We start from the raw sequence: 21,186 nt of genomic DNA, 5'->3' as shown, positions 1-21,186 counted from the left end.
CTAGAAAATGAACGAAAATTTTAAATTGTATAGTCAATATTATGATTTACTTTATCAAGACAAAAATTATGTTCAAGAAACAAATTACGTAAGTAGATTGATAGAAATTTATCGCCCTAAAAGTAAAACCATTTTAGAGTTGGGTGCTGGAACTGGCAAACACGCATTTTTATTAGCAGATAAAGGTTATACTATTTTGGGTATAGAGCGTAGCAAAGAAATGGTAGCAATTGCTAATCAGCAAAAAAATGAGAATGTAAGTTTTGAAGTTGCTGATATTACCGAATTTAATTTAAAGCAAACTTTCGATGTTGCAACTTCTTTATTTCACGTGATTAGTTATTTAACGGATAATGAAAGTTTAATTCAAACCTTTAAAAATGTTCATCAGCATTTAAACGAAGATGGAATATTCATTTTTGATGTTTGGCATAGTTCAGCAGTTTATCATCAAATACCAGAAAAAAGAACTAAAATTCTACAAAGTAATACCATTGAGGTGATACGAAAAGCAAATCCTGTAATTTATTCAGAAAAAAATATTGTTGAGGTTAATTACGAGATAGCAATTACAAATCTTAGTGATAAAAGTACAAACACAATAGCTGAAAAACATCCAATGCGTCATTTTAGCAGACCAGAAATAGAGTTATTAGCATATGGAACTGGATTTAAACTATTGAGCACCGAAGAATTTTTAACGGGTTCAGTTCCATCCACAAATACGTGGGGTGTATGTTATATTTTAAAGAAAATTTAAACACAAACGAATTAAAATGCATCAACCAATTCCTGTAAACACCCCATTGCTTAATGGCAATGAACTAAAATATGTAACAGAATGCTTAGAAACTGGATGGATTTCTAGCGAAGGCCCATTTATTTCGAAGTTTGAAGAAGGTTTTAGTAATTATATTGGCTGTGAGTATGGTGTTGCAGTAAGTAATGGCTCTGCAGCTTTAGATATCGCCATAAAAGCATTAAATATTGGACAAGGTGATGAAGTTATCATGCCGGCTTTTACCATTATTTCTCCTGCACAATCTGTTGTAACTGCAGGAGCTTTACCTGTTTTGGTAGATAGTGATCCGTTGACATGGAACATGGATGCAACTCAAATTGAAGCTAAAATTACAGCCAGAACAAAAGCAATATTAGTTGTACATATTTATGGCTTACCTGTAGATATGGATCCAATACTAGCTTTAGCAAAAAAAAACAATTTAAAAGTAATTGAAGATGCTGCAGAAATGCATGGCCAAACTTACAAAGGTAAAATGTGTGGCAGCATGGCTGATTTAAGCATTTTTAGCTTTTATCCAAATAAACATATTACAACTGGCGAAGGCGGAATGTTATTGACCAATGATAAAGTCTTGGCTGAAAGATGTAAAAAATTACGAAACCTTTGTTTTGAACCAAATGGACCACGATTTGTGCATTATGAATTGGGTTGGAACTATAGAATGACAAATTTGCAAGCAGCCTTAGGTTTAGCGCAATTAGAGCAAATTGATGGTTTTATTGGTATCAAACGGAAAATGGGCGCCAACTACCAACATCAGCTTTCTTTTTTGAAAGAGAAAGGATATCAATTACCTCTAGCTAAAACTGATTTTGCAGAAAATATTTATTGGGTATTTGGTTTAGTTGCCCCTACTGAGAAAGAAAAGGAAGAAATGGTGAATTATCTAACCGAAAACAACATTGGTACTCGTCCATTTTTTTGGTGTATACATGAACAACCTGTCTTTAAATCTATGGGTTTATTTGAGGGCGAAAATTATCCGGTTGCTGAAAAATTAGCAAGAAACGGGTTTTATTTACCAAGTGGCTTGGGATTGACTGATGAAAATTTAGAGGTAATTGTAAACAAAATACGTGTGCGATAACTATGAGTAAAAAAATAGCTTATTTCACAAATTCAAAAACACTTTTCACAAATAATACTGTACTTGCGGTATTTAGAGAATTTCTTGACCAAGGAGTTGAAATTCATTTGATATGTCCGGATGGGAATGTAAAATTACCTGATGATTTATCAAAAATTAAAAAGCATAAAATTCCAAATCCACTAATCATATGGCCAAAAAATCCTTTAAAAATAATTTCAGCACTAGCAGATTATGTTTCTTTAGCAAAATTTTTATATCAAGAAAAGGTACAAACATTAATTGGTCAAGATCATGTAGGATTAATTATAGCAGGTAGGCTGAACAAAATTTTAAAGTGCAAAACGCTAGTATATTTTTCATTTGAAATCTATTTCCAAGATGAGCTCAATACGTCATGGGATAAAAAATTAAAAGAAAAAGAACTAAAATATTCCCATCAGGTAACTGATATTTTAATACAAGATAAAGTGAGAATGTCTCTTTTAAAAACAGAGAATAATGTTTCTGAAGAAACTAAATGGCACCTTATCCCTGTTGCAACAACTTCAGATATATCACATTTATCTAAAGACGTAAGGTCATTAAAAAAGATGCTTTCCATACCAGATCACTATAAATTAGCTATACATTCTGGAAGTGTGGAAGCTTGGAGTGGTGCTCAATTATTTATTGATGCTTTAAAAGAAGATTGGCCATCAGAAGTTTGGCTTGTGATTCATAGCTTTGAAGAGTTTTCTGATAACCATAAAGCACATTTTGAACTTAATGAACTGCAGAAAAAGGGAGTTAATGTTACATTATATCACCATATTTTCGAAAATGATGATCAGTATTTCGGATTTTTAAAATGCTTTGATGTTGGGTTTGCATTGTATGCTGCTCAGCCTCAAAATGGATTAGGCAAAAACATTGGAGAAATTGGGCTGGCTTCTGGTAAATTTTCTAATTTAATGATGCTTGGCATTCCAACTATTGTAACAAATAGCACTTTTTATCCTGAATTATTTGATAAGTATTTAGCTGGAGAAGTGATAAAGGAATATTCGCAAATAAATACAGCGCTCAGAAAAATTTTAAATGCTAATCAAGATAATTACACTAAAGAGGCTAAAAAACTTTACGACGAAGTATTAAATCCAAAAAAAGCAATACAAGAAATGGTAACATTATTGGTTTGAAAAAATGTCAAAAAAATCTATTAAAATAAAATTTCAAAATGGATTGTCATTCAACGATTTCGTAAAAGAGGTTTTTGAAGTCAATAAAATTACAGATGAATTTGATTTTGAAGAATCTGATCAGCCAGACTTCATCGTTTTCGGCCCCTATGGCAATAATATTCCGCCAATAGGAAATTATACAAGGATTGGCTATTTCTGTGAAAATATGACTCCAGATTTAACTACTTGCAAATACGCATTTGGTATCCCTCTGGAAAAGGAAATTAATAATCCTAATTATAAAAGAATTCAATGGCATGGTGTAAATCCTGAGTTATTTATAAAAAATTTTACAGATAATGATATTGATCGTATTGTTAGTGAAAAAACTAGCTTCTGTAATTTCTTATATTCAAACAAAGTTCCATATAGAGAAGAGTTTTTTAGGCAATTATCCAAATATAAAAAAGTCGATGCTCCTGGCAAATCAATGAATAATATGGGCGCTATTGATAGTTTGTATAAAGGGAATACATGGGAAAGAAAACGCCAATTTCTTTCTAAATATAAGTTTACCATTGCATTTGAAAACTATGCATATCCAGGTTATCAAACTGAAAAACTATATGATGCTATGCAAGTAAATAGCTTACCTATTTACAGTGGAGATATAAATGTGAATGAAATTTTCAATGTAAAAAGCTTTTTAAACGCTAATGAATATATTGGGATTAAAAACAATAAAATCATCAGATCTTTAGAAGAATCTTCTCAACAAAACTTTGTTGATTTTCGACCTCAAGAATTTAGAAAACCTCAACATCATCTAAGTAGGAAATTAAAATCTTATGGTAGAAGACTAAAGATGTATTTAAATTATAACAACTTAAATTTCGAACCATTAATCGAAAAAATTATCGAAATAGATAATAACAAAGATTTATATATTAATTATTTGAAAGAACCTTGGTTAAACAATAATCAAGTTCCATTAAATTCATATAGTAAAAACACATGGTTAAAAATATTTAATGAAGGAAAATCATAAAGGATTTATTCAAAGCATTCAGTTTCTAAGAGGTTTTGCTGCATTAGCTGTTGTATTATGTCATTATGGATCTAATTTAATAGCCTATAAAACTTTATCTAAGGTTTTAAATTATGGCCAATATGGTGTTCATGTATTTTTTTTTGTAAGCGGTTATGTAATTTGTCTTGCGTTGATAAAAAATAATTATCACCCAAAACATTTTTTTAATTTTTTATTAAAACGATCAATCAGAATAGATCCAGCGTATTTAACAACAATTATTTTAACATTGTTATCATTTTGGCTATTCACCTCCATCCCATCGTTTAAAGGGCACAGCATTCCATTTATTCCAGCGCAATTTTTAGCTCATGTTTTTTATATAGTGCCGTTCACAAATTTTGGTTTTTACAATCACGTTTTTTGGACGTTATGCGTTGAATTTCAATTTTATATTTTAATTGGAGGTTTATATTTCCTAAATACTAATCTCAAATATAGAATAGGTTTTCTGTTGTTATTCTCATTAACTTCTTTCATTCCATTTGCAAATTCTGGTTATTTAGTTACCACCTACGCTCCTATTTTTGCTATGGGCATTGCAACTATGCATTATCATTCAACTAAAGAAAAAGAATATTTGATAGTTATTGCATTCACCGCAATAAGCATATTTTTAAATTTTAATATTGGTGTACTGCTGCTCATAATTTGCGTGGTACTTTTTGTTTCTTTCGTAAAGAAAATCGCAAAAGTATTCGATTTTTTAGGCAAAATATCATATTCCTTATACATCATCCATCCATTAGTGCTCATTTATTTGCTTGGTATTTATAAAAAACTGTCAATATCTAAAAATTTAGAGCTTTTGACATTAACAAGTCAACTATTAATTGCGATAATTTGCGCTTATATATTTTACGTTTTAATTGAAAAACCTTCAATTAAATTATCCAAAAAAATAGCCTATAAAAACAAATGAAATCACCACTCGTTTCGATAATTATTCCATCCTATAACGCAGAAAATCATTTGGCGGAAGCGATAGAGTGTGTAATTAATCAAACTTGGACAAATAAAGAAATTATTATTGTTGATGATGGATCAACTGATAATTCTTATCACATTGCTAAAAAATACGAGTCGGAAAATATCATTGTAATAAAACAAGAAAATAAAGGTGCTAGTGCTGCAAGAAATACTGGTTTAGCTATTGCAAAAGGAGACTACATTCAATTTTTAGATGCTGATGATTTAATAAATCCAGAAAAAATTGAACTCCAAGTTAAGTTATTAGAACAGAATGAAGGATACTTGAGTATTTGTTCAACCATTTACTTTGATGATGGAGAAAATATACTTTTAAAAGAGCCAATAAAAAACTGGACTGATGGTTATTGCAGTGATAACTTAGACTTTGCACATAAATTATATGCTGGAGAATTTATCGGATCGAACTATGGGGGAATGATAACAATACATTCTTGGTTGTGTCCAAAATATATACTAGACAACATTGGGCCGTGGAACGAAAATTTAAGTATGGACGATGATGGAGAATATTTCTGCAGAGTAATCTTTAAAGCAAAAGGTGTTTGTTATGCATCTGGTGCACTAAATTATTATCGGCAACATATAAAAAACGACAATCTTTCTGCCCAGTTAACTTTCAATGGTTTCGAATCCATGTTAAACGCTACCAATTTAAAATACGAACATTTAAAAGATAAATTCGATTTAAAATTACTCAACAAAATTTTTGCTTTACATTATCAACAAATAGCCACAGCAACCTATCCAAAATTCAAAAGCATTTCCCAAAAAGCAGTTAGCAAAGCTGAAGAAATGGGATTAAAAAAAATAAAATATTTGGCAGGTCCTGTTAGTACATTTTTAGGTAATTTTTTAGGTTGGAAGCTAGTTAGAATTATAAATTATTGGCGTTTTGGATAAATATTAACATGAAAAAAATCGTTGAAAGATTTCTTATAAAAATATTAAAACTATTAAAAGTTAATCTTTTAGCACATGCACATGTCCAAATTGGTGTGGGACATAATACCTATTCATCTGGAGAAAAACATATAATAGATAATTTATTAATTGAGATTTTGGGTAAAGAACCCACTGTAATATTTGATGTTGGTGCAAATATTGGCCAATATGCTCATATGCTAAGAGATAGATTTAAAACAGCTGAGATTTATTGTTTCGAACCCGTTATTGAAAATTATTCAAGGCTAAAAGCAAATGTTTTAAACCTAAATATAACTTGTGAAAACTATGCTGTTGGAAGTAAAATGGGCATTTTAACATTATTCACAGGTTCAAATGACGAAGATGGCGCTATGTCTACATCCTATAAAGGAGCTATTGAGCATATTTTCACTTTTGCCGGCAATATGGATCAAGAAATATCTAGCACAATGATAACTATAGATGATTATTGTGATATGAAAATTGATAATATAGATTTTTTAAAAATAGATATTGAGGGTCATGAATTGGAAGCGCTTAAAGGTTCTGTTTCGATGATAAATCGAAATAAAATAAATGTAATTCAATTTGAGTTTAATGAGTTTAATTTGTTCTCTAAAAGTTCAATGTTTGACTTCTATCATATATTAAAAGAATTTGATTTGTATAGGATAATGCCTAATGACTCTCTATATGCAATGGGCACTTACAATTCTATTCATGAAATTTATAGGTATCAAAATATTTTAGCAGTAAATAAATCTCTAAAATATGTTCAATAAAATTCAAAATGATTAACTACAACAATTCAATTAGCCTTGTCATTTTTACTTGCGAATCCAGAGAACATCTTTTGCTTAATACTTTTAAATCTTTTTTAGAAAACTGCGATTATAAATTTGATAAAATTATTCTAGCAATTGATGGCAAAGTTAATGCTCAAATTATAGATGAGATTTCTCCAACAGTTGTTGTGCAACAGGTAAATAGAAGTGGTTACGTAAAAAATATATTAAATGCGTTAAAGCAAATTAATACACCTTATTTTTTTTGGTTAGAAGATGATTGGAAGTTTCATAAAAAATTAGATGTAGAAGAACTACTATATTCAATAAAAAATAATGAAGATTGGGTTGAAATTGTGCTTAGCAAAAGTGGTGCTTTAAGTGCAGAACAGAAAGAAAATAAATTAGCTAACAATTTATATGAAACGACTTTTGGTTTTTCTGCTAATCCTTGTTTGTGCAACACAGAATACCTTCACTCTGCTTTTAATAAATTAGAAAAAGCGCCTACAGGAAGTAAATTGGGTGAAGATGGTTTCGAAAATTTCCTATCCAAAAAATTTGCAGAAGAAAATAAAAAATGTGTAATTCTAGATCCAGTAGACCAGTCGCATATTTCTCACGAAGGATATCTTGAAAGTACGCCAAGAAGTTGGCACATGACAGATTCTATAGAGAACAAAGCAAAAACCCATTTACTAACTATACCTGCCCCGTCTTTATTCCGCAGATTTAAAATGATTGGAAAACTTTCATTAATGTTCCTAAAGCTTTCTAAATTACAGTTACATAATAACAAAATTTACGAATACTGTTTCAGAGTAATTAGATCTTCAAATTCTGTATTAAAGGATGAATAGAAATATTTTAACCATCGCTACTGGCAAAAAGCTGTATGTTGATTTAGCAATTCATTTAGCACGTTCATTCTATTTATGGAATGAAAATTCAGACATCGCTTTTTATATTGTGACAGATTTGCCTGACTTAGTTGAAAGGGATGTATTGAAATATTCGAAAATTATTACGGTAAAAAAAGGAGAACTTGGCGAAGGGTTTTCTCCAAAATTACATCTCGATAAACTTGCACCTGAAGGTCAAACTTTATTTATTGATAGTGATTGCTTAATCTTCGGAAATCTTGACAGTGTATTTGAGAGATTTAAAGGTAAACCTGTATCTGTTGTTGGCGGCTACATTGCAGATGGAGAATGGTTTGGAGAAATTAAAGAAATTTGCGAGCAGTTTAATATTCCTCACATCCCTAAATTTAATGGCGGAATTTACTATCTTGAAAAAGGAGAAACAGCCTCAAAAGTATATGCTAAAGCCCGTGAGCTAGAAAAAGATTACGATAAAATCGGATTTAAAAGGTTAAGAAATAGACCAAACGATGAAGTATTAATGGCATTAGCGATGCAGCTATATCAAATGGAGCCTATTGCAGATGATGCAACTATAATGAGTGACCCACAAGCATGCCCAGGTGGTTATGAAATTGATATTATCGCAGGTAAAAGATGGTTATTAAATCCGCCACCACCAAATCCATTGCATCGAATTTGGTATCCATTTACAAAGGTTGAGCCTTTAATATTTCATTTTTTAGGATATTATACACAACATTACCCTTATAAAAGAGAAATTTATCGTTTGGATAAAAAACTTAAAAACAAGTTAAATTGGCAAACAAAAGCTTATGCCAAATTGAATATTGAATGGCCAGAAAGAATAAAAATTAGGTTCAAAGAATTATTTAGACCGGTATATAGATTAGTTTTTGGTACTAGAAAAATTGTAAAATCTGAAAGAATAGTTTAAATGGATGTAAGTATAATCATACCTGCTTATAATCGATTGTGGTGTCTTCCTAGAGCAATTGATAGTTGTCGTAACACCAATTGTGACGTCGAGATTATCGTAGTAGATGATGGCAGTTCGGATGGAACGTGGGAATGGTTAGAAAAACAAGATAATATCGTTAAAATTAAACAAGTTAACCAAGGACAAACATATGCCATAAATAATGGCATAGCTAATGCCCGCGGAAAGTATATTCGTTTTTTAGACAGTGATGATTTTCTTGTAGAAGGAATAATTGATAAACAATTTATAGCGGCTGAGCAACATGCTGCAGATTTAGTATATTCTGGTGTAGATATATACGTGGAGGATACAAAAGAAATCATTAAATCACCAGAAATTACTCCATGGGATGATTTTTTAACTGTGCAACTTGGAAATAGCTACGGCAGTCATTTCTTAGGAATGCTATTTAAAATAGAGCTTGTAAAAAAAGTACCTCGCAGACCTGATTATGCTTTTAGAGAAGATAGAATGTTTCTTTTAGAATATGGATTACTTGAACCAAAAACAGTATACGTAGCGGGTTGTGCCGGCTATTGGGTAAAGCATACTGATCAAATGCAAGCAAATTATAGAGGTTTAAAGGCTCAAGTTACCAATTGGCAACATTTAAACATCTATAAAAAGATATTATCACGTTTAGAATTAGATGGGAAGCTTACAAAAAACAGAAAAAATGCAGCATGTAACGTCTTATGGCCTTTAGCTCATTGGATTGCTTTAAATCATATTAATGAAGCAAATGAAGTTGTAAATTGGATATATGAATTAAATCCTTCTTTTAAAATTCCTCAAAAAGGAGTTTTAGGATCTATGTATAAAAAAATGGGGTTTAAGAATACCGAAATATTATTAGGTTTAAGACGTAAGTTATTAGCAAGATGAGCAATACTAATCCAATAAATATTTTTTACGAAGAACCAGAAGCTGATCGTTGGTTTAAATACGATCGTTATCCAAGAAAAATTATTAGAAAGATAATAAGAGGAAAACAAAGACCTGGAGGTGTAATGATGGTTGCTTTAGAATTAATGCATGGATTAGATAAACTAAAAATACCTTATCGTTTTAATGATTATAAATATGCTAAAAAACATCCGAATGAATTGATCGGGGTGATTGGGAAACCTCATCTAATTTTTGAGAAAAAGTTTAAAAACCCTATCCTTTTTGGTGCTGGAGTATTCTCTCATCCAATAGATTGTCCAGATCTTTTTAAACTCTATCCAAATGTCAAGAAAATGCTTGTACCAGGCCCATGGATGCAAGTTATGTGTGAACCGTATTACCATGATAAAGTACAAGCCTGGCCAGTAGGAATTGATAGCGAAAAATGGTCGGATAAAATTAAAAATGATGAGTTAAATGTGGATTTTTTAATATATGATAAGATACGTTGGGAAAATAATAAATATCAAGATGATCTATTAGAGCCATTGACTAAAACATTAAATGAGAAAAACCTGAGTTATCATTATATAAAATATGGTAGTTATCAGCCTTCGGATTTAATAAATGAATTAAGAGTTTGCAAAGCGGTCATTTTCTTGTGTACTCATGAGTCTCAAGGTATTGCCTATCAACAAATACTTTCGACTAATACACCCATATTAGCTTGGGATAGAGGTGGTTATTGGCAAGACCCATCATATTACCCTGATAAAGTAAAATTCGAGCCTGTAAGTTCCGTTCCTTATTGGGATGAAAGATGCGGGATGAAATTTAAAGGAATTATTGATTTTCCTTTAGCACTTGACAACTTTATTTCCAAATTAAACCGTAAAGAGTTCATGCCAAGAAATTTCATTCTAGAGAATTTAACACTTGAAATTTGTGCTCAAAAATATATGACTATTTATAACGATATAGCGAATGAAAATTCTTCAAATTCTTAATCCTGTTACTCCACTTCCTGCCAAAACCATTGGGGGTTCAGAAAGGATTGTAGAATATTTAATGGACGAATTGGTTCAGCTTGGGCATGATGTTACGTTTATGGGACATGATGAATCTACTTTCACTAACCAAGTAAAACACATCCCTATTGGTACTTATTTAGATAGGAAGAAAACCCTAAAAACGGTTTGGAAACACTTAATTAGCATTAAATACGATGTTGTTCACAATCATGGTCGATTATTATATTTTGCACCCATAATATATAGCAAAACGCGAAAATTACACACATTTCACATGGCTGATTTAGAAAGTGGATTTCATAATTTTCAGCGGATGAAACCAAGAAATTTAACATTTAGTCCATGTGGAAAATGGATTCAAGAAAGATATGAATCACTTGGAGGAAATTGGCAATACGTTAATAATGGCTTACCTATTTCCAAATATTCTTTTGATCATTCAACTATTACCAACGATAGTCCTCTAGTTATAATTTGTCGCATTGGTCCAGGAAAAGGCTTAGTAGACGCCATAGAAATCTCTCGAAAATCAAATAAAAAATTAATAATTGCAGGGAAAGTTGGCGATTATCCACATGAAAAAGAATGGTTTAATGAAAATGTAGGCAAGTATGTTGATGATAAAAACATAAGATTTATTGGTGAAGTAGATGATGTTCAAAAAAATGAATTGTTAAATCAAGCACTTGCATTAATTATTCCAACAAAAGATAGTGAGGCATTTAATACAACAATGATTGAGGCAAATGCATGTGGCTGTCCAGTAATTAGTTATAATAAATTCTGTTTCCCTGAGTATATAAAAAATGGCATTAATGGATTTATAGGTGATAAGATAGAAGATTTAATTGAAGCTGTCCTTAAAATCAATCTAATTGATCGGCAGAATTGTAGAGCATATTTTGAGGAAAAGTACACATCAAAAACGATGGCTTTAAATTATCTGAATTTGTATGAAAATTCACTTAAATAAATGAAAATAGCAATAATTGCAGATCCATTTATTCCAATACCCCCTTTAAATTATGGTGGAATTGAGCGTATTATACATTTTTTAATTGTTGGGCTTAAAGAAAGAGGGCATGAAGTAATTTTAATTGCCCATGAGGATTCTAAAGTAGATGTACCTTTAATCAAATACAAAAATCAAAACACAAGGCTTGCAACACTACATAATATACTAACCATAAACAAACTAAAGAGTTTCAAACCAGATGTTATTCATAGTTTTGGTCGATTGATAAATCTTTTGCCATTTTTAAGTTCAAGTATTCCTAAAATAATGTCTTATCAACGGGAGCCAACTTTATCGCAAATTAAAAAAGCAGTTTTGTTAAGCAAAAAACAGACATTAAGTTTTACAGGATGTAGTGATTACATCTCTAATCAAATTAAGCCTTTCGCAGCTGCTGAAACAGTTTATAATGGTTTTCCTATACATACTTATAATCCAAAATTTGATTTTAAGGAAGATGCTCCTTTAGTTTTTTTAGGTAGAATAGAATTCATTAAAGGAACACATATTGCGATTGAAATCGCCCAAAAAACAAATAAAAAATTAATTATTGCCGGTAATATTCCACCTGATGGAGAAGAGTATTTTAATGAGAAAGTTAAACCTTTTCTTTCAGGAGATATTGAATATATTGGCCCAGTTAATGATATAGAAAAAAACACTTTATTAGGTAACGCATTAGCATTTTTAATGCCTATTCAATGGAATGAGCCTTTTGGTATTGTAATGGCAGAAGCTATGGCTTGCGGTACACCAGTAATTGGATTTTCGAGAGGATCTGTTCCAGAAGTAGTGGAAGATAATGTTACGGGATTTGTTTGTGCTACTACGGATGAAATCGTTATCGCAATTGGCAAACTAGCTTCTATTAACAGAGAAACTGTTTGGAAAACAGCAATGCGTAGATTTAGTAGTGATAGCATTGTTTCAGAATACCTAAAGCTCTATAAAGCAAGGATTAATAAAAATTAATTTACAAAAGAACTTAAGTGTCCAAAACTGTTATTCTTATCACATCTGGCCAACCCTCTTTAAACCCAAGATTGGTAAAAGAAGCTAATGCATTAATTGAAGCGGGTTATAATGTTAATGTAATATATCAATATTGGAATAGTTGGGCCACAAATTTAGATAAAAAATTACTCCCTCAAAAAAAGTGGAAGGCAATAAGAATTGGCGGCGATCCTTTAAAAGAAAAAGCAGTCTATTGGCGAACGCGTATTATTTTAAAAGTTTCTCGAAAACTGGTTAAATTATTTGGTTTTAGTGGTAATTTAGCCGAATTAGCTATAGGTCGATGTACTTTTCAATTAGCTAAAAAAGCAAAGCATACATCTGGAGATCTTTACATTGCTCATAATTTAGCAGCATTACCTGCAGCTGTTTTAGCGGCAAAGCACAACAATGCAAAATGTGGTTTTGACGCGGAAGATTTACATCGATATGAAATGAGTGATGACGATTTAAATGACGATGTTCGCTTAAAAAAATACCTTGAGGAAAAATATTTTCCTTTAGTTAATTATTTAACGACAAGCAGTCCTGAGATTGCAAAAGAATATGAAGCGTTTTTCCCATCCCTAAAATTCAATACATTATTAAATGTTTTTCCGAAAAACGAGACAGTATTAACTAAAAGAAATAATGAAGAAACATTAAAATTATTCTGGTTTTCACAAAACGTTGGATTATCAAGAGGTTTGCAAGATGTTTTGGGGGCTTTAAAAATAATAGAAAATGAAAAAATCGAATTTCATATACTTGGCTTTTTAACTCAACAAGTTAAAATTGAATTAGATCAAATTATCCAAAATCTCAACTTTATTCATTCTCCTAAAATTATCTTCCACTCACCTATCGAATCTACAGAACTAACAAAGTTTGCAAGTAAATTTGATATTGGTTTAGCTACCGAACCAGGATTTTCAATTAATAATGACATTGCTTTGAGTAATAAAATTTTCACTTATGCACAAGCTGGCTTAGCTATCATAGCATCTGATACAACTGCTCAAAAACAATTTATGACATCATATCCCAACATGGGAGAAATTTACGAAAAGAAAAATTCGACTAATCTTGCTTTAATTTTAAAAAAATATATTGAACACAAAGAACTCTTAACTCAACATCAGGCCCAATCAATTCGATACGCAAAAGAAAAATTAAATTGGGAAGTTGAAAAAGAAAAATTTCTTACCATTATTCAATCCGTCATTAGCTAAATTGAAACGCATACTTATCATTTCTCCTCACTTCCCTCCTGCAAATGCGGCAGATATGCAACGTGTTAGGATGAGTTTGCCTTATTTTAAGGAATTTGAATGGGAAGCAGAAGTTGTTACCGTCGATGAAAATTATGTAGATATGGTAAAGGACCCTCTGCTGCTAGATTCCATTCCCAACAACATCATAATACATAAAGTAAATGCTTTTTCTAAAAAATGGACTAGCAAAATCGGACTTGGGAGCTTAGCATTACGTTCACTATGGTTTTATCGCAAAAAGGTTAATCAACTATTAAAAAGTAAAAAGTTCGATTTAATTTACTTTTCTACAACGGAATTTCCCGTGTGTATTTTAGGTTCTTATTGGAAAGATAAATTTAACATTCCCTATGTAATTGATATGCAAGATCCTTGGCACAGCGATTATTATCAAGATAAACCAAAATCAGAACGACCAAAAAAATATTGGTTTTCTTATCGTTTGCATAAATTCTTGGAACCAATTGCCATGAAAAATGTAGATGGTTTAATTAGTGTTTCAGAAAAATATATAAATACCTTAAAAGATAGATACGCTAATTTAGCAACTTTACCAGCTAAAGTGATCACATTTGGTGCGAATGAACAGGATTTTAAAATTGTTCAAAAAAATAATGACCAATTAAAATTATATTATACTCCATCAACTACAAAACTTAATCTTGTATATGTAGGCAGAGGTGGTTATGATATGCGAGATGCATTAGAAATTTTGTTTAAAGCATTCAAAACTGGACTTGAAAATGAGCCACATTTATTTGAAAACATTCACTTTCATTTTATAGGTACAAGTTATGCTCCTGCTGGTAAAGGTATAGCTACTATAAGTCCAATAGCCGATTCAATAAATATCTCAAACTATGTTACAGAATATACAAATCGAATTGGTTTTTATGAAAGCATAAAACAACTTATTACTTCCGATGGACTAATAATAATTGGTTCAAACGATAGTAGTTATACAGCTTCTAAATTATATCCTTATATTTTAGCCAAAAAGCAATTACTTGGAATTTTTAATGAGATGAGTAGTGCTGCAAAAATCATGATGGATTGTAATGCTGGTCATTTAATTACATTTAATGACAATCAAAATGAGGCTTATGAAAAATTACATCGTTATATTATCAGTGTAAAAAACCAATTCCCAATATCAACTAATTTTACGGCATTTGAACCATATACGGCTTCGTCAATGACAAAATCACAAGTTGAATTATTTAATAAAGTATTGATCAGTAAATAATGTTGTTAAAAAATATAGCTAGGATCATATTAAGAAGACCATTTTTCAAAGGACAAGATCGTATTTTTAATTATCTATTTAAAAAAAATAAATTAAATCAGGGATGGCGTATTGTTAAACCAATTCAAGGAAATTTTAAAATTAATTGCGATACAGCAACATGGATTGGCGCTAAAATAGTTTACACAGGTAATTATGAACCTGCACTTAAAAATGTATTTCAATCTAACATCAAAAAAGGAGATCGTGTTTTAGATATTGGTGCGAATATTGGATTTCATACACTCTTTTTTGCTGAATTGGTTGGAGATCAAGGTTCGATTACAGCATTTGAACCTGTTCCTTATAATTTTGGGACCCTGAATTATAACATCAGCCTAAATAATTTTCATCATATAAAAACAAAAAATATTGCTCTTGGGAATAAAAACGAACAAATTAGCATTGCTGCTGATGAAAAAAGTACAAATCCAGGAACATTTAATCTTTTTGATCAAAGTGGTGACACCTTAATTACCTGTTGTGTTGGAGACGAAATTATTGGAGATGAAAAAGTCGATTTTATTAAAATTGATGTAGAAGGTTACGAAAGTTTTGTAATTCAAGGCATGCTCGAAACCATTAAGAAGAACAGGCCTAAAATAATATTTGAGTACGATATTAATTACCATAAAAAGACTGGATTAGCTAAAGATTACATCTTTTCGCTTTTAAGTGACTTAAATTATCACTTTATGCATATCTATCAAGAAGGACCAATCCTTTTAGATAATTTCAAAGAACTTAAATCTGGTAATATTCTAGCAATTCCTAATGACTAAGAAATTAGCAATTATCAGCACCCATCCTATTCAATACTATGCTCCTGTATTTCAATTACTTGCAAAAAGAATGAATATTAAAGTATTTTATACTGCTGGTAATTCTTCTCTCAAAAAATATGATATAGGTTTTAAACAAAAAATTGAATGGGATATCCCTTTATTAGAGGGCTATGAGTATGAATTTCTAGAAAATAGTGCTAAGAATAAAGGAAGTCATCACTTTAATGGTATTATTAATCCAAATGCAATTTCAAAACTAAAAAACTTTCATCCAGATGCAATTTTGATATATGGTTGGGCATATAAAAGTCATTTAAAAATTATTCGATATTTTAAAAATAAAATCCCTGTATATTTTAGGGGAGATTCTACTTTATTAAATCAAAAATCTGATCTTAAAAATTTATTGCGTAGCTTGTTTTTAACTTGGGTTTATAAACATGTTGATGCTGCATTTTATGTTGGCACAGCAAATAAAGCTTATTTTAAAAAATATGGATTAAAAGATGAGCAATTAATTTTCGCACCACATTCCATTGATAATAAACGATTTGGAGAAATCAAAAATAAAGAGGCATTAAAACTTAGAGAGCAATTTAGTATTAACGACGAAGATATCTTAATACTTTTTGCAGGTAAATTAGAACCTATTAAAAATCCAGAACTATTACTCTCGGCTTTTAAAAAACTAGATTCAACTAATTTGCACTTATTATTTGTAGGTAATGGCAAAATAGAGAAAAGTTTAAAAGAACAAGCAATGAACAATGGACAGCTATCAATGAATATTCATTTTTTAAACTTTCAAAATCAAACGCAAATGCCAGCTATTTACCAAGCTTGCGATCTATTTTGTCTTCCATCTAATAGTGAAACTTGGGGTTTGGCAATAAATGAGGCAATGGCATCGGGAAAAGCAATATTAGCTTCAAATAAAGTAGGATGTGCAGTTGATTTAGTTAAAGCTAAAAATGGAAGAATCTTTAAACATGGTGATTTAATGGATTTAACTCAAAAATTAATAGCTTTAACACAAGATAAATATGAGTTAAAAAAAATGGGAGAAAATTCATTAAAATATATCAAAAATTGGGGCTTTGAAGAACAAGTAAATGCAATCGTAAAGTATGTTAACAGATAAGAATCCAAATTTTTCTCGTCAAAAAGTACTTATTTTAATTTATGTCCCTTGGTTTTTAGCGATAATCACTCAACTCGATCCTGTTATTTCTTATTTTGTAGCATGGAGTGGTTCTTTTTACATTTTTTACTTAACGTTATTTTCTAAAGTAAAATTTATACCTCATGATTTACCGCTAACAAGGCAAGTAATGCGACCAATTGTACTCATTCAGCTTATTTTTGCTGGTTTTATGTGTTGTACTTCTGTTTTTTACTTTATGGATCATATGGGATATGAATACTTTAATAAAGTAAGCATAATACCTTTTAAGGCAAATGAACTAACTTATTATATTGCAAAATGTCAGCGAATGTCATTATTAGCACATGCGGCATTAGTTACAGGTATGATTGTTCAAATTAAACAGTTTCCAGTTATTAAGCATAAACTAAATTTAAATTTGGATTTCTTTTTAATTTGGTTGTGTATTGGTTGTTACCTTTTAGGTGCAACCGCTTCTAAAATTGCAAGTATTTCACAGTTTTCTTTTGGTTTAATCAATATTTCTATTACCTGTAGCGCTTTAGTATTTGTAAGAGGTATTGTACAGAGAAAAAGAGGTTATATATTTTTTGGCGGAGGGCTATTTGTCTTTAATTTTTTAGCATCAACGTTAACTGGCTACAAAGAAAGTATCATTATTAATGTAATTATCATTAGTTTTTTGCTATATCCATATTATAAAAAAGTTATTTTAACCTTAGCATTACCAACAATTTATATTCTATTATACATTTTACCAACTTTTGCAAGTATAATTAGATCCCAAGCCTGGTCTGGGCAAAAAACAGCATTAGAAGCAAGAACAGCGGCTTTCAATGCCGTGCTAACAAGCGATGCTCCATTAATTGATGAAACAAATTGGGGATTTCTAACCAATCGTTTAAGTGAAATTAGTATGTTCACCAAATTTGTTAAGCATATTCCTGCAGAAAGAGATTATTATGGCTTAGAAATTTTTAAGAATTCATTATTAGCAATTATTCCCAGGTTTATTTGGCCCAATAAATTTATTACTGAAACCATTTCTATGGAACGTGTATATGAAGCAAGAGTTGCCTATAAAGGATCCGATGTGTCTGCTAAAACACGACCAGTTGTTGATGGCTATGTAAGCGCAGGTTTCATAGGTGTATTCATCTCAATTTTCTTATATGGCTGGTTAACTCAATGGCTATGTAATAAAGCAGAAGAATGGTTTGGTGGGTACGAACTTGGATGCATTGTAATGTTTAATGCTATTTTTCAAAATTTGTGGCGAGGAAATAATTTCGAATTCTTGCTTAATAATATTTTTTATGGGTACATAGCGATGTACGCCATTTTTTGGATGCTAAAAAGATCGAATACACTAACAGAAGTAGATGTTTATAAAAATACTGCAGGTAACAGCAGCATATAAACCTGCTCATATTTATGGCGGGCCAACAATGTCTGTTGCTAAATTATGCGAGGCTTTGACTGAAAAAGAGGTCGATGTTGAAGTGCTAACAACAACTGCTAATGGCGAAACAGAATTAAACGTTGTTAAAAATAAAGTTCAAAAAGTTGATGGTGTAAATGTTACTTATTTTAAGAGAATAACAAAAGATCATACCCATTTTTCACCAGAACTTTTAAAAAATTTACGTCGTATCATTCTTAAAAATAAAAAAGATAAAAAACTAGTGATTCATATTCATGCTTGGTGGAATTTAGTTTCCATTTTTAGCTGTCAAATAGCAAAATGGTGCAATATTCCAGTTATTTTATCACCACGAGGAATGTTAACTAATTATACGTTAGGGAATAGAAATTCAGGTTTTAAATCTATTATTCATGCTGCAATGGGTAAAAAATTATTAACCTACTGCCATATTCATGCTACTAGTGAAAAAGAAAAACAAGATGTATTACAGTTTATACAACCAAAAAGCCTTACTGTAATTCCAAATCTAGTAGAGCTTCCAAAAAATATTGATGTTGATCCTTTTCAACTACTAGAAGAAAAACCTATTTTTAAATTAATTTTTCTATCTAGAATTGAAGAGAAAAAAGGGCTGGAATTACTTTTTGAAGCTTTAGCAGGTTTAACAATTAAATGGACCTTAACTATAGCTGGTTCAGGAGAAGAGGAATATCTAAGGAGTTTGAAGATAAAAGCTGAGAGTTTAAAATTTAACGATAAAATACACTGGGTTGGTCAAATATCAAATAACGATAAATTTGAATTACTTACAGATCATCATCTAATGGTTTTAACTTCATACAATGAAAATTTTGCTAATGTGGTTGTAGAAAGTTTAAGTGTAGGTACACCAGTTTTACTTTCAAATCAAGTTGGTTTAGCTGATTATATTGATAAAAATGATTTTGGTTGGATTACTGATTTAACTAGTGAATCCGTACAAGAGAATATAAAAAAAGCATTTATAAATCAGGAAAAGAGAGCTAAAATTCGCCAAATGGCCCCAAAAATTGTAAAAAACGATTTCAGTTCTGAAAAATTAATTCATCAATATATTTCATTTTATCAGCAAGTAAATTAATGTCAGAATATAAAGATTTTGGATTTCAACATGCTAATGCTTCGCATGCTCATCAATATTTGGACGGACCTATATTAGGTTTATTAAATGCGCAAAAAAATCGAAAAATACTTGACTTAGGGTGTGGAAATGGCGCTTTAGTAAAGCTTCTATTAGAAAAAGGATTTGATGCTTACGGAACTGATGCCTCAGAAAAAGGAATACAAATCGCATCAGAATCGTTTCCTGACCGTTTTGCATTGCAAGATCTTTCTAAAGATGAACTTCCAGAAAAACTAGCAAGTGTAAGTTTCGATACCATAATTTCTACAGAAGTAATAGAACATCTCTACGATCCTAGAAAATTTGCTTCATTCTGTAAAAAGATTCTAACTAAAAACGGTGGTGGAGAACTGATTTTAAGCACTCCATATCATGGTTATTTAAAAAACCTCATTATATCTTTAATGGGTAATTGGGATAAACATGTTGATCCATTATTTGATGGGGGTCATATTAAATTCTGGTCAAAAAAAACATTAACTCGATTATTAGAAGAGCAAGGATTTAAGGTTACGCATTTTGTAGGCTGTGGCCGATTTCCTTACGTTTGGAAATCTATGATAATTAAAGCTAGCATATAATGACGGATTTTAGTTTCATCATTTTAACTTTTAATGAAGAACAACATTTACCAAGGTTGCTTAAATCTATCGCAGATTTAAATGCATCGATCTATATCTTGGATTCTGGAAGTACAGATGAAACTTTAAAAATAGCTGAAGATTTTAAAGCTGAAGTTAAAATTAATCCCTTCGAAAATCATCCTAAGCAGTGGGATTTCGCCTTAAAAAATTTCGATATTCAAACTCCGTGGATTATTGGTTTAGACGCAGACCAAATTGTAACGCCAGAACTTTTTGAATTATTACAAAATTTTAGAGACGAAAATTACAAGAATACCAATGGCATCTATTTCAACAGAAAAAACTTTTTTAAAGGGAAATGGATTAAATATGGAGGGTTTTATCCTAAATATTTGCTTAAAATGTTTAGAACCAATATCGGTTATTCTGATTTAAATGAAAATATGGATCATCGATTTATTGTTCCTGGTCAAACAGAAATTTGGAAAGATGGTCATATTCTAGAAGAAAATCTGAAGGAAAATAAAATCAGTTTCTGGATAGCAAAACATAATAGATACAGTGATTTAATAGCCGAAGAAGAAATTGAAAGATTAAACAACTTGCGTAATCAAACAATTACTCCTAATTTTTGGGGTAGTCCGGATGAACGTAATGCTTGGTTAAAAAGGATGTGGTGGAAACTCCCTTTAGGCTTAAGACCCTTTCTCTACTTTAGCTATCGCTTAATTTTTAAACTGGGTATTTTAGATGGTTCAACAGGTATATTATTTCATTTTTTGCAAGGATTTTGGTTTAGATTAATTGTCGATGTAAAAATCAAAGAAATGATAAAATCTAAAACCGTAAATTAGTCTATAAATTA

General features: G+C 30.7%; 21 protein-coding genes. All 21 read left to right on the top strand.

Translation table 11 applies throughout. The features are described 5' to 3' along the window. Positions 1-7: 7 nt before the first annotated feature. Genes ACHMWN_RS09540 through ACHMWN_RS09440 form a run of 21 tightly spaced genes read left to right on the top strand, consistent with a single transcriptional unit; the run spans position 8 to position 21,175 of the window. The gene (locus tag ACHMWN_RS09540; RefSeq protein WP_397300175.1) at positions 8-760 is read left to right on the top strand and encodes a class I SAM-dependent DNA methyltransferase; all 753 of its coding nucleotides are present in this window, start codon (positions 8-10) and stop codon (positions 758-760) included. 16 nt (positions 761-776) lie between these two features. Then, positions 777-1,892, top strand: a complete 1,116-nt coding sequence (locus tag ACHMWN_RS09535; RefSeq protein WP_397300172.1) for a DegT/DnrJ/EryC1/StrS family aminotransferase — start codon at positions 777-779, stop codon at positions 1,890-1,892. Positions 1,893-1,894: 2 nt separating this feature from the next. Further along, positions 1,895-3,073, top strand: coding sequence for a glycosyltransferase (locus ACHMWN_RS09530; RefSeq protein WP_397300171.1), 1,179 nt, complete (start codon positions 1,895-1,897; stop codon positions 3,071-3,073). Positions 3,074-3,077: 4 nt separating this feature from the next. Continuing rightward, positions 3,078-4,103, top strand: coding sequence for a glycosyltransferase family 10 domain-containing protein (locus tag ACHMWN_RS09525; protein WP_397300168.1), 1,026 nt, complete (start codon positions 3,078-3,080; stop codon positions 4,101-4,103). After that, positions 4,087-5,067: an acyltransferase family protein gene (locus ACHMWN_RS09520; RefSeq protein ID WP_397300165.1), complete on the top strand. Its 981-nt coding sequence runs from the start codon at positions 4,087-4,089 to the stop codon at positions 5,065-5,067. Before ACHMWN_RS09525 ends, ACHMWN_RS09520 begins: the two co-directional genes overlap by 17 nt. Further along, entirely contained in the window at positions 5,064-6,038 is a 975-nt protein-coding gene (locus tag ACHMWN_RS09515) for a glycosyltransferase family 2 protein (RefSeq protein ID WP_397300163.1), read from the top strand. The genes ACHMWN_RS09520 and ACHMWN_RS09515 overlap by 4 nt, the downstream gene beginning before the upstream one ends. 8 nt (positions 6,039-6,046) lie before the next feature. Next, positions 6,047-6,844, top strand: a complete 798-nt coding sequence (locus ACHMWN_RS09510; RefSeq protein WP_397300160.1) for an FkbM family methyltransferase — start codon at positions 6,047-6,049, stop codon at positions 6,842-6,844. 8 nt (positions 6,845-6,852) lie between these two features. After that, positions 6,853-7,707 carry a glycosyltransferase gene (locus ACHMWN_RS09505; protein WP_397300158.1) on the top strand — a complete coding sequence of 285 codons (855 nt, stop codon included), beginning with the start codon at positions 6,853-6,855 and terminating at the stop codon, positions 7,705-7,707. Next, the gene (locus tag ACHMWN_RS09500; protein ID WP_397300156.1) at positions 7,700-8,668 is read left to right on the top strand and encodes a hypothetical protein; all 969 of its coding nucleotides are present in this window, start codon (positions 7,700-7,702) and stop codon (positions 8,666-8,668) included. The genes ACHMWN_RS09505 and ACHMWN_RS09500 overlap by 8 nt, the downstream gene beginning before the upstream one ends. After that, the gene (locus tag ACHMWN_RS09495) at positions 8,669-9,598 is read left to right on the top strand and encodes a glycosyltransferase family 2 protein (protein WP_397300153.1); all 930 of its coding nucleotides are present in this window, start codon (positions 8,669-8,671) and stop codon (positions 9,596-9,598) included. Then, positions 9,595-10,608 (top strand): hypothetical protein, encoded by a 1,014-nt coding sequence (locus ACHMWN_RS09490; RefSeq protein WP_397300150.1) that lies wholly within the window; start codon positions 9,595-9,597, stop codon positions 10,606-10,608. Before ACHMWN_RS09495 ends, ACHMWN_RS09490 begins: the two co-directional genes overlap by 4 nt. Beyond that, positions 10,586-11,605, top strand: a complete 1,020-nt coding sequence (locus ACHMWN_RS09485; protein WP_397300149.1) for a glycosyltransferase — start codon at positions 10,586-10,588, stop codon at positions 11,603-11,605. The genes ACHMWN_RS09490 and ACHMWN_RS09485 overlap by 23 nt, the downstream gene beginning before the upstream one ends. Next, positions 11,606-12,619: a glycosyltransferase family 4 protein gene (locus ACHMWN_RS09480; protein WP_397300147.1), complete on the top strand. Its 1,014-nt coding sequence runs from the start codon at positions 11,606-11,608 to the stop codon at positions 12,617-12,619. It begins immediately after the preceding gene. A 17-nt stretch (positions 12,620-12,636) separates the two neighbouring features. Further along, on the top strand, positions 12,637-13,872 hold the full coding sequence (locus ACHMWN_RS09475) for a hypothetical protein (protein WP_397300144.1): 1,236 nt from the start codon (positions 12,637-12,639) through the stop codon (positions 13,870-13,872). Beyond that, positions 13,826-15,160 carry a hypothetical protein gene (locus ACHMWN_RS09470; protein WP_397300142.1) on the top strand — a complete coding sequence of 445 codons (1,335 nt, stop codon included), beginning with the start codon at positions 13,826-13,828 and terminating at the stop codon, positions 15,158-15,160. The genes ACHMWN_RS09475 and ACHMWN_RS09470 overlap by 47 nt, the downstream gene beginning before the upstream one ends. Beyond that, entirely contained in the window at positions 15,160-15,981 is an 822-nt protein-coding gene (locus ACHMWN_RS09465; RefSeq protein ID WP_397300140.1) for an FkbM family methyltransferase, read from the top strand. The genes ACHMWN_RS09470 and ACHMWN_RS09465 overlap by 1 nt, the downstream gene beginning before the upstream one ends. After that, positions 15,974-17,125, top strand: coding sequence for a glycosyltransferase family 4 protein (locus ACHMWN_RS09460; protein ID WP_397300138.1), 1,152 nt, complete (start codon positions 15,974-15,976; stop codon positions 17,123-17,125). The genes ACHMWN_RS09465 and ACHMWN_RS09460 overlap by 8 nt, the downstream gene beginning before the upstream one ends. Continuing rightward, entirely contained in the window at positions 17,112-18,569 is a 1,458-nt protein-coding gene (locus ACHMWN_RS09455) for an exosortase Y-associated Wzy-like protein (RefSeq protein ID WP_397300137.1), read from the top strand. The genes ACHMWN_RS09460 and ACHMWN_RS09455 overlap by 14 nt, the downstream gene beginning before the upstream one ends. Then, on the top strand, positions 18,532-19,695 hold the full coding sequence (locus tag ACHMWN_RS09450; protein WP_397300135.1) for an XrtY-associated glycosyltransferase XYAG1: 1,164 nt from the start codon (positions 18,532-18,534) through the stop codon (positions 19,693-19,695). Before ACHMWN_RS09455 ends, ACHMWN_RS09450 begins: the two co-directional genes overlap by 38 nt. Continuing rightward, positions 19,695-20,318, top strand: coding sequence for a class I SAM-dependent methyltransferase (locus tag ACHMWN_RS09445; protein WP_397300133.1), 624 nt, complete (start codon positions 19,695-19,697; stop codon positions 20,316-20,318). The genes ACHMWN_RS09450 and ACHMWN_RS09445 overlap by 1 nt, the downstream gene beginning before the upstream one ends. Beyond that, positions 20,318-21,175 carry a glycosyltransferase family 2 protein gene (locus tag ACHMWN_RS09440; protein ID WP_397300130.1) on the top strand — a complete coding sequence of 286 codons (858 nt, stop codon included), beginning with the start codon at positions 20,318-20,320 and terminating at the stop codon, positions 21,173-21,175. The genes ACHMWN_RS09445 and ACHMWN_RS09440 overlap by 1 nt, the downstream gene beginning before the upstream one ends. The last annotated feature ends 11 nt before the right edge of the window (positions 21,176-21,186 follow it).

The sequence above is a fragment of the Pedobacter sp. UC225_61 genome, assembly GCF_044452285.1.
Lineage (GTDB): Bacteria > Bacteroidota > Bacteroidia > Sphingobacteriales > Sphingobacteriaceae > Pedobacter.
The sequence above is the reverse complement of the archived record's forward strand: the minus strand, read 5'-3'. Positions and strand labels throughout refer to the sequence as shown.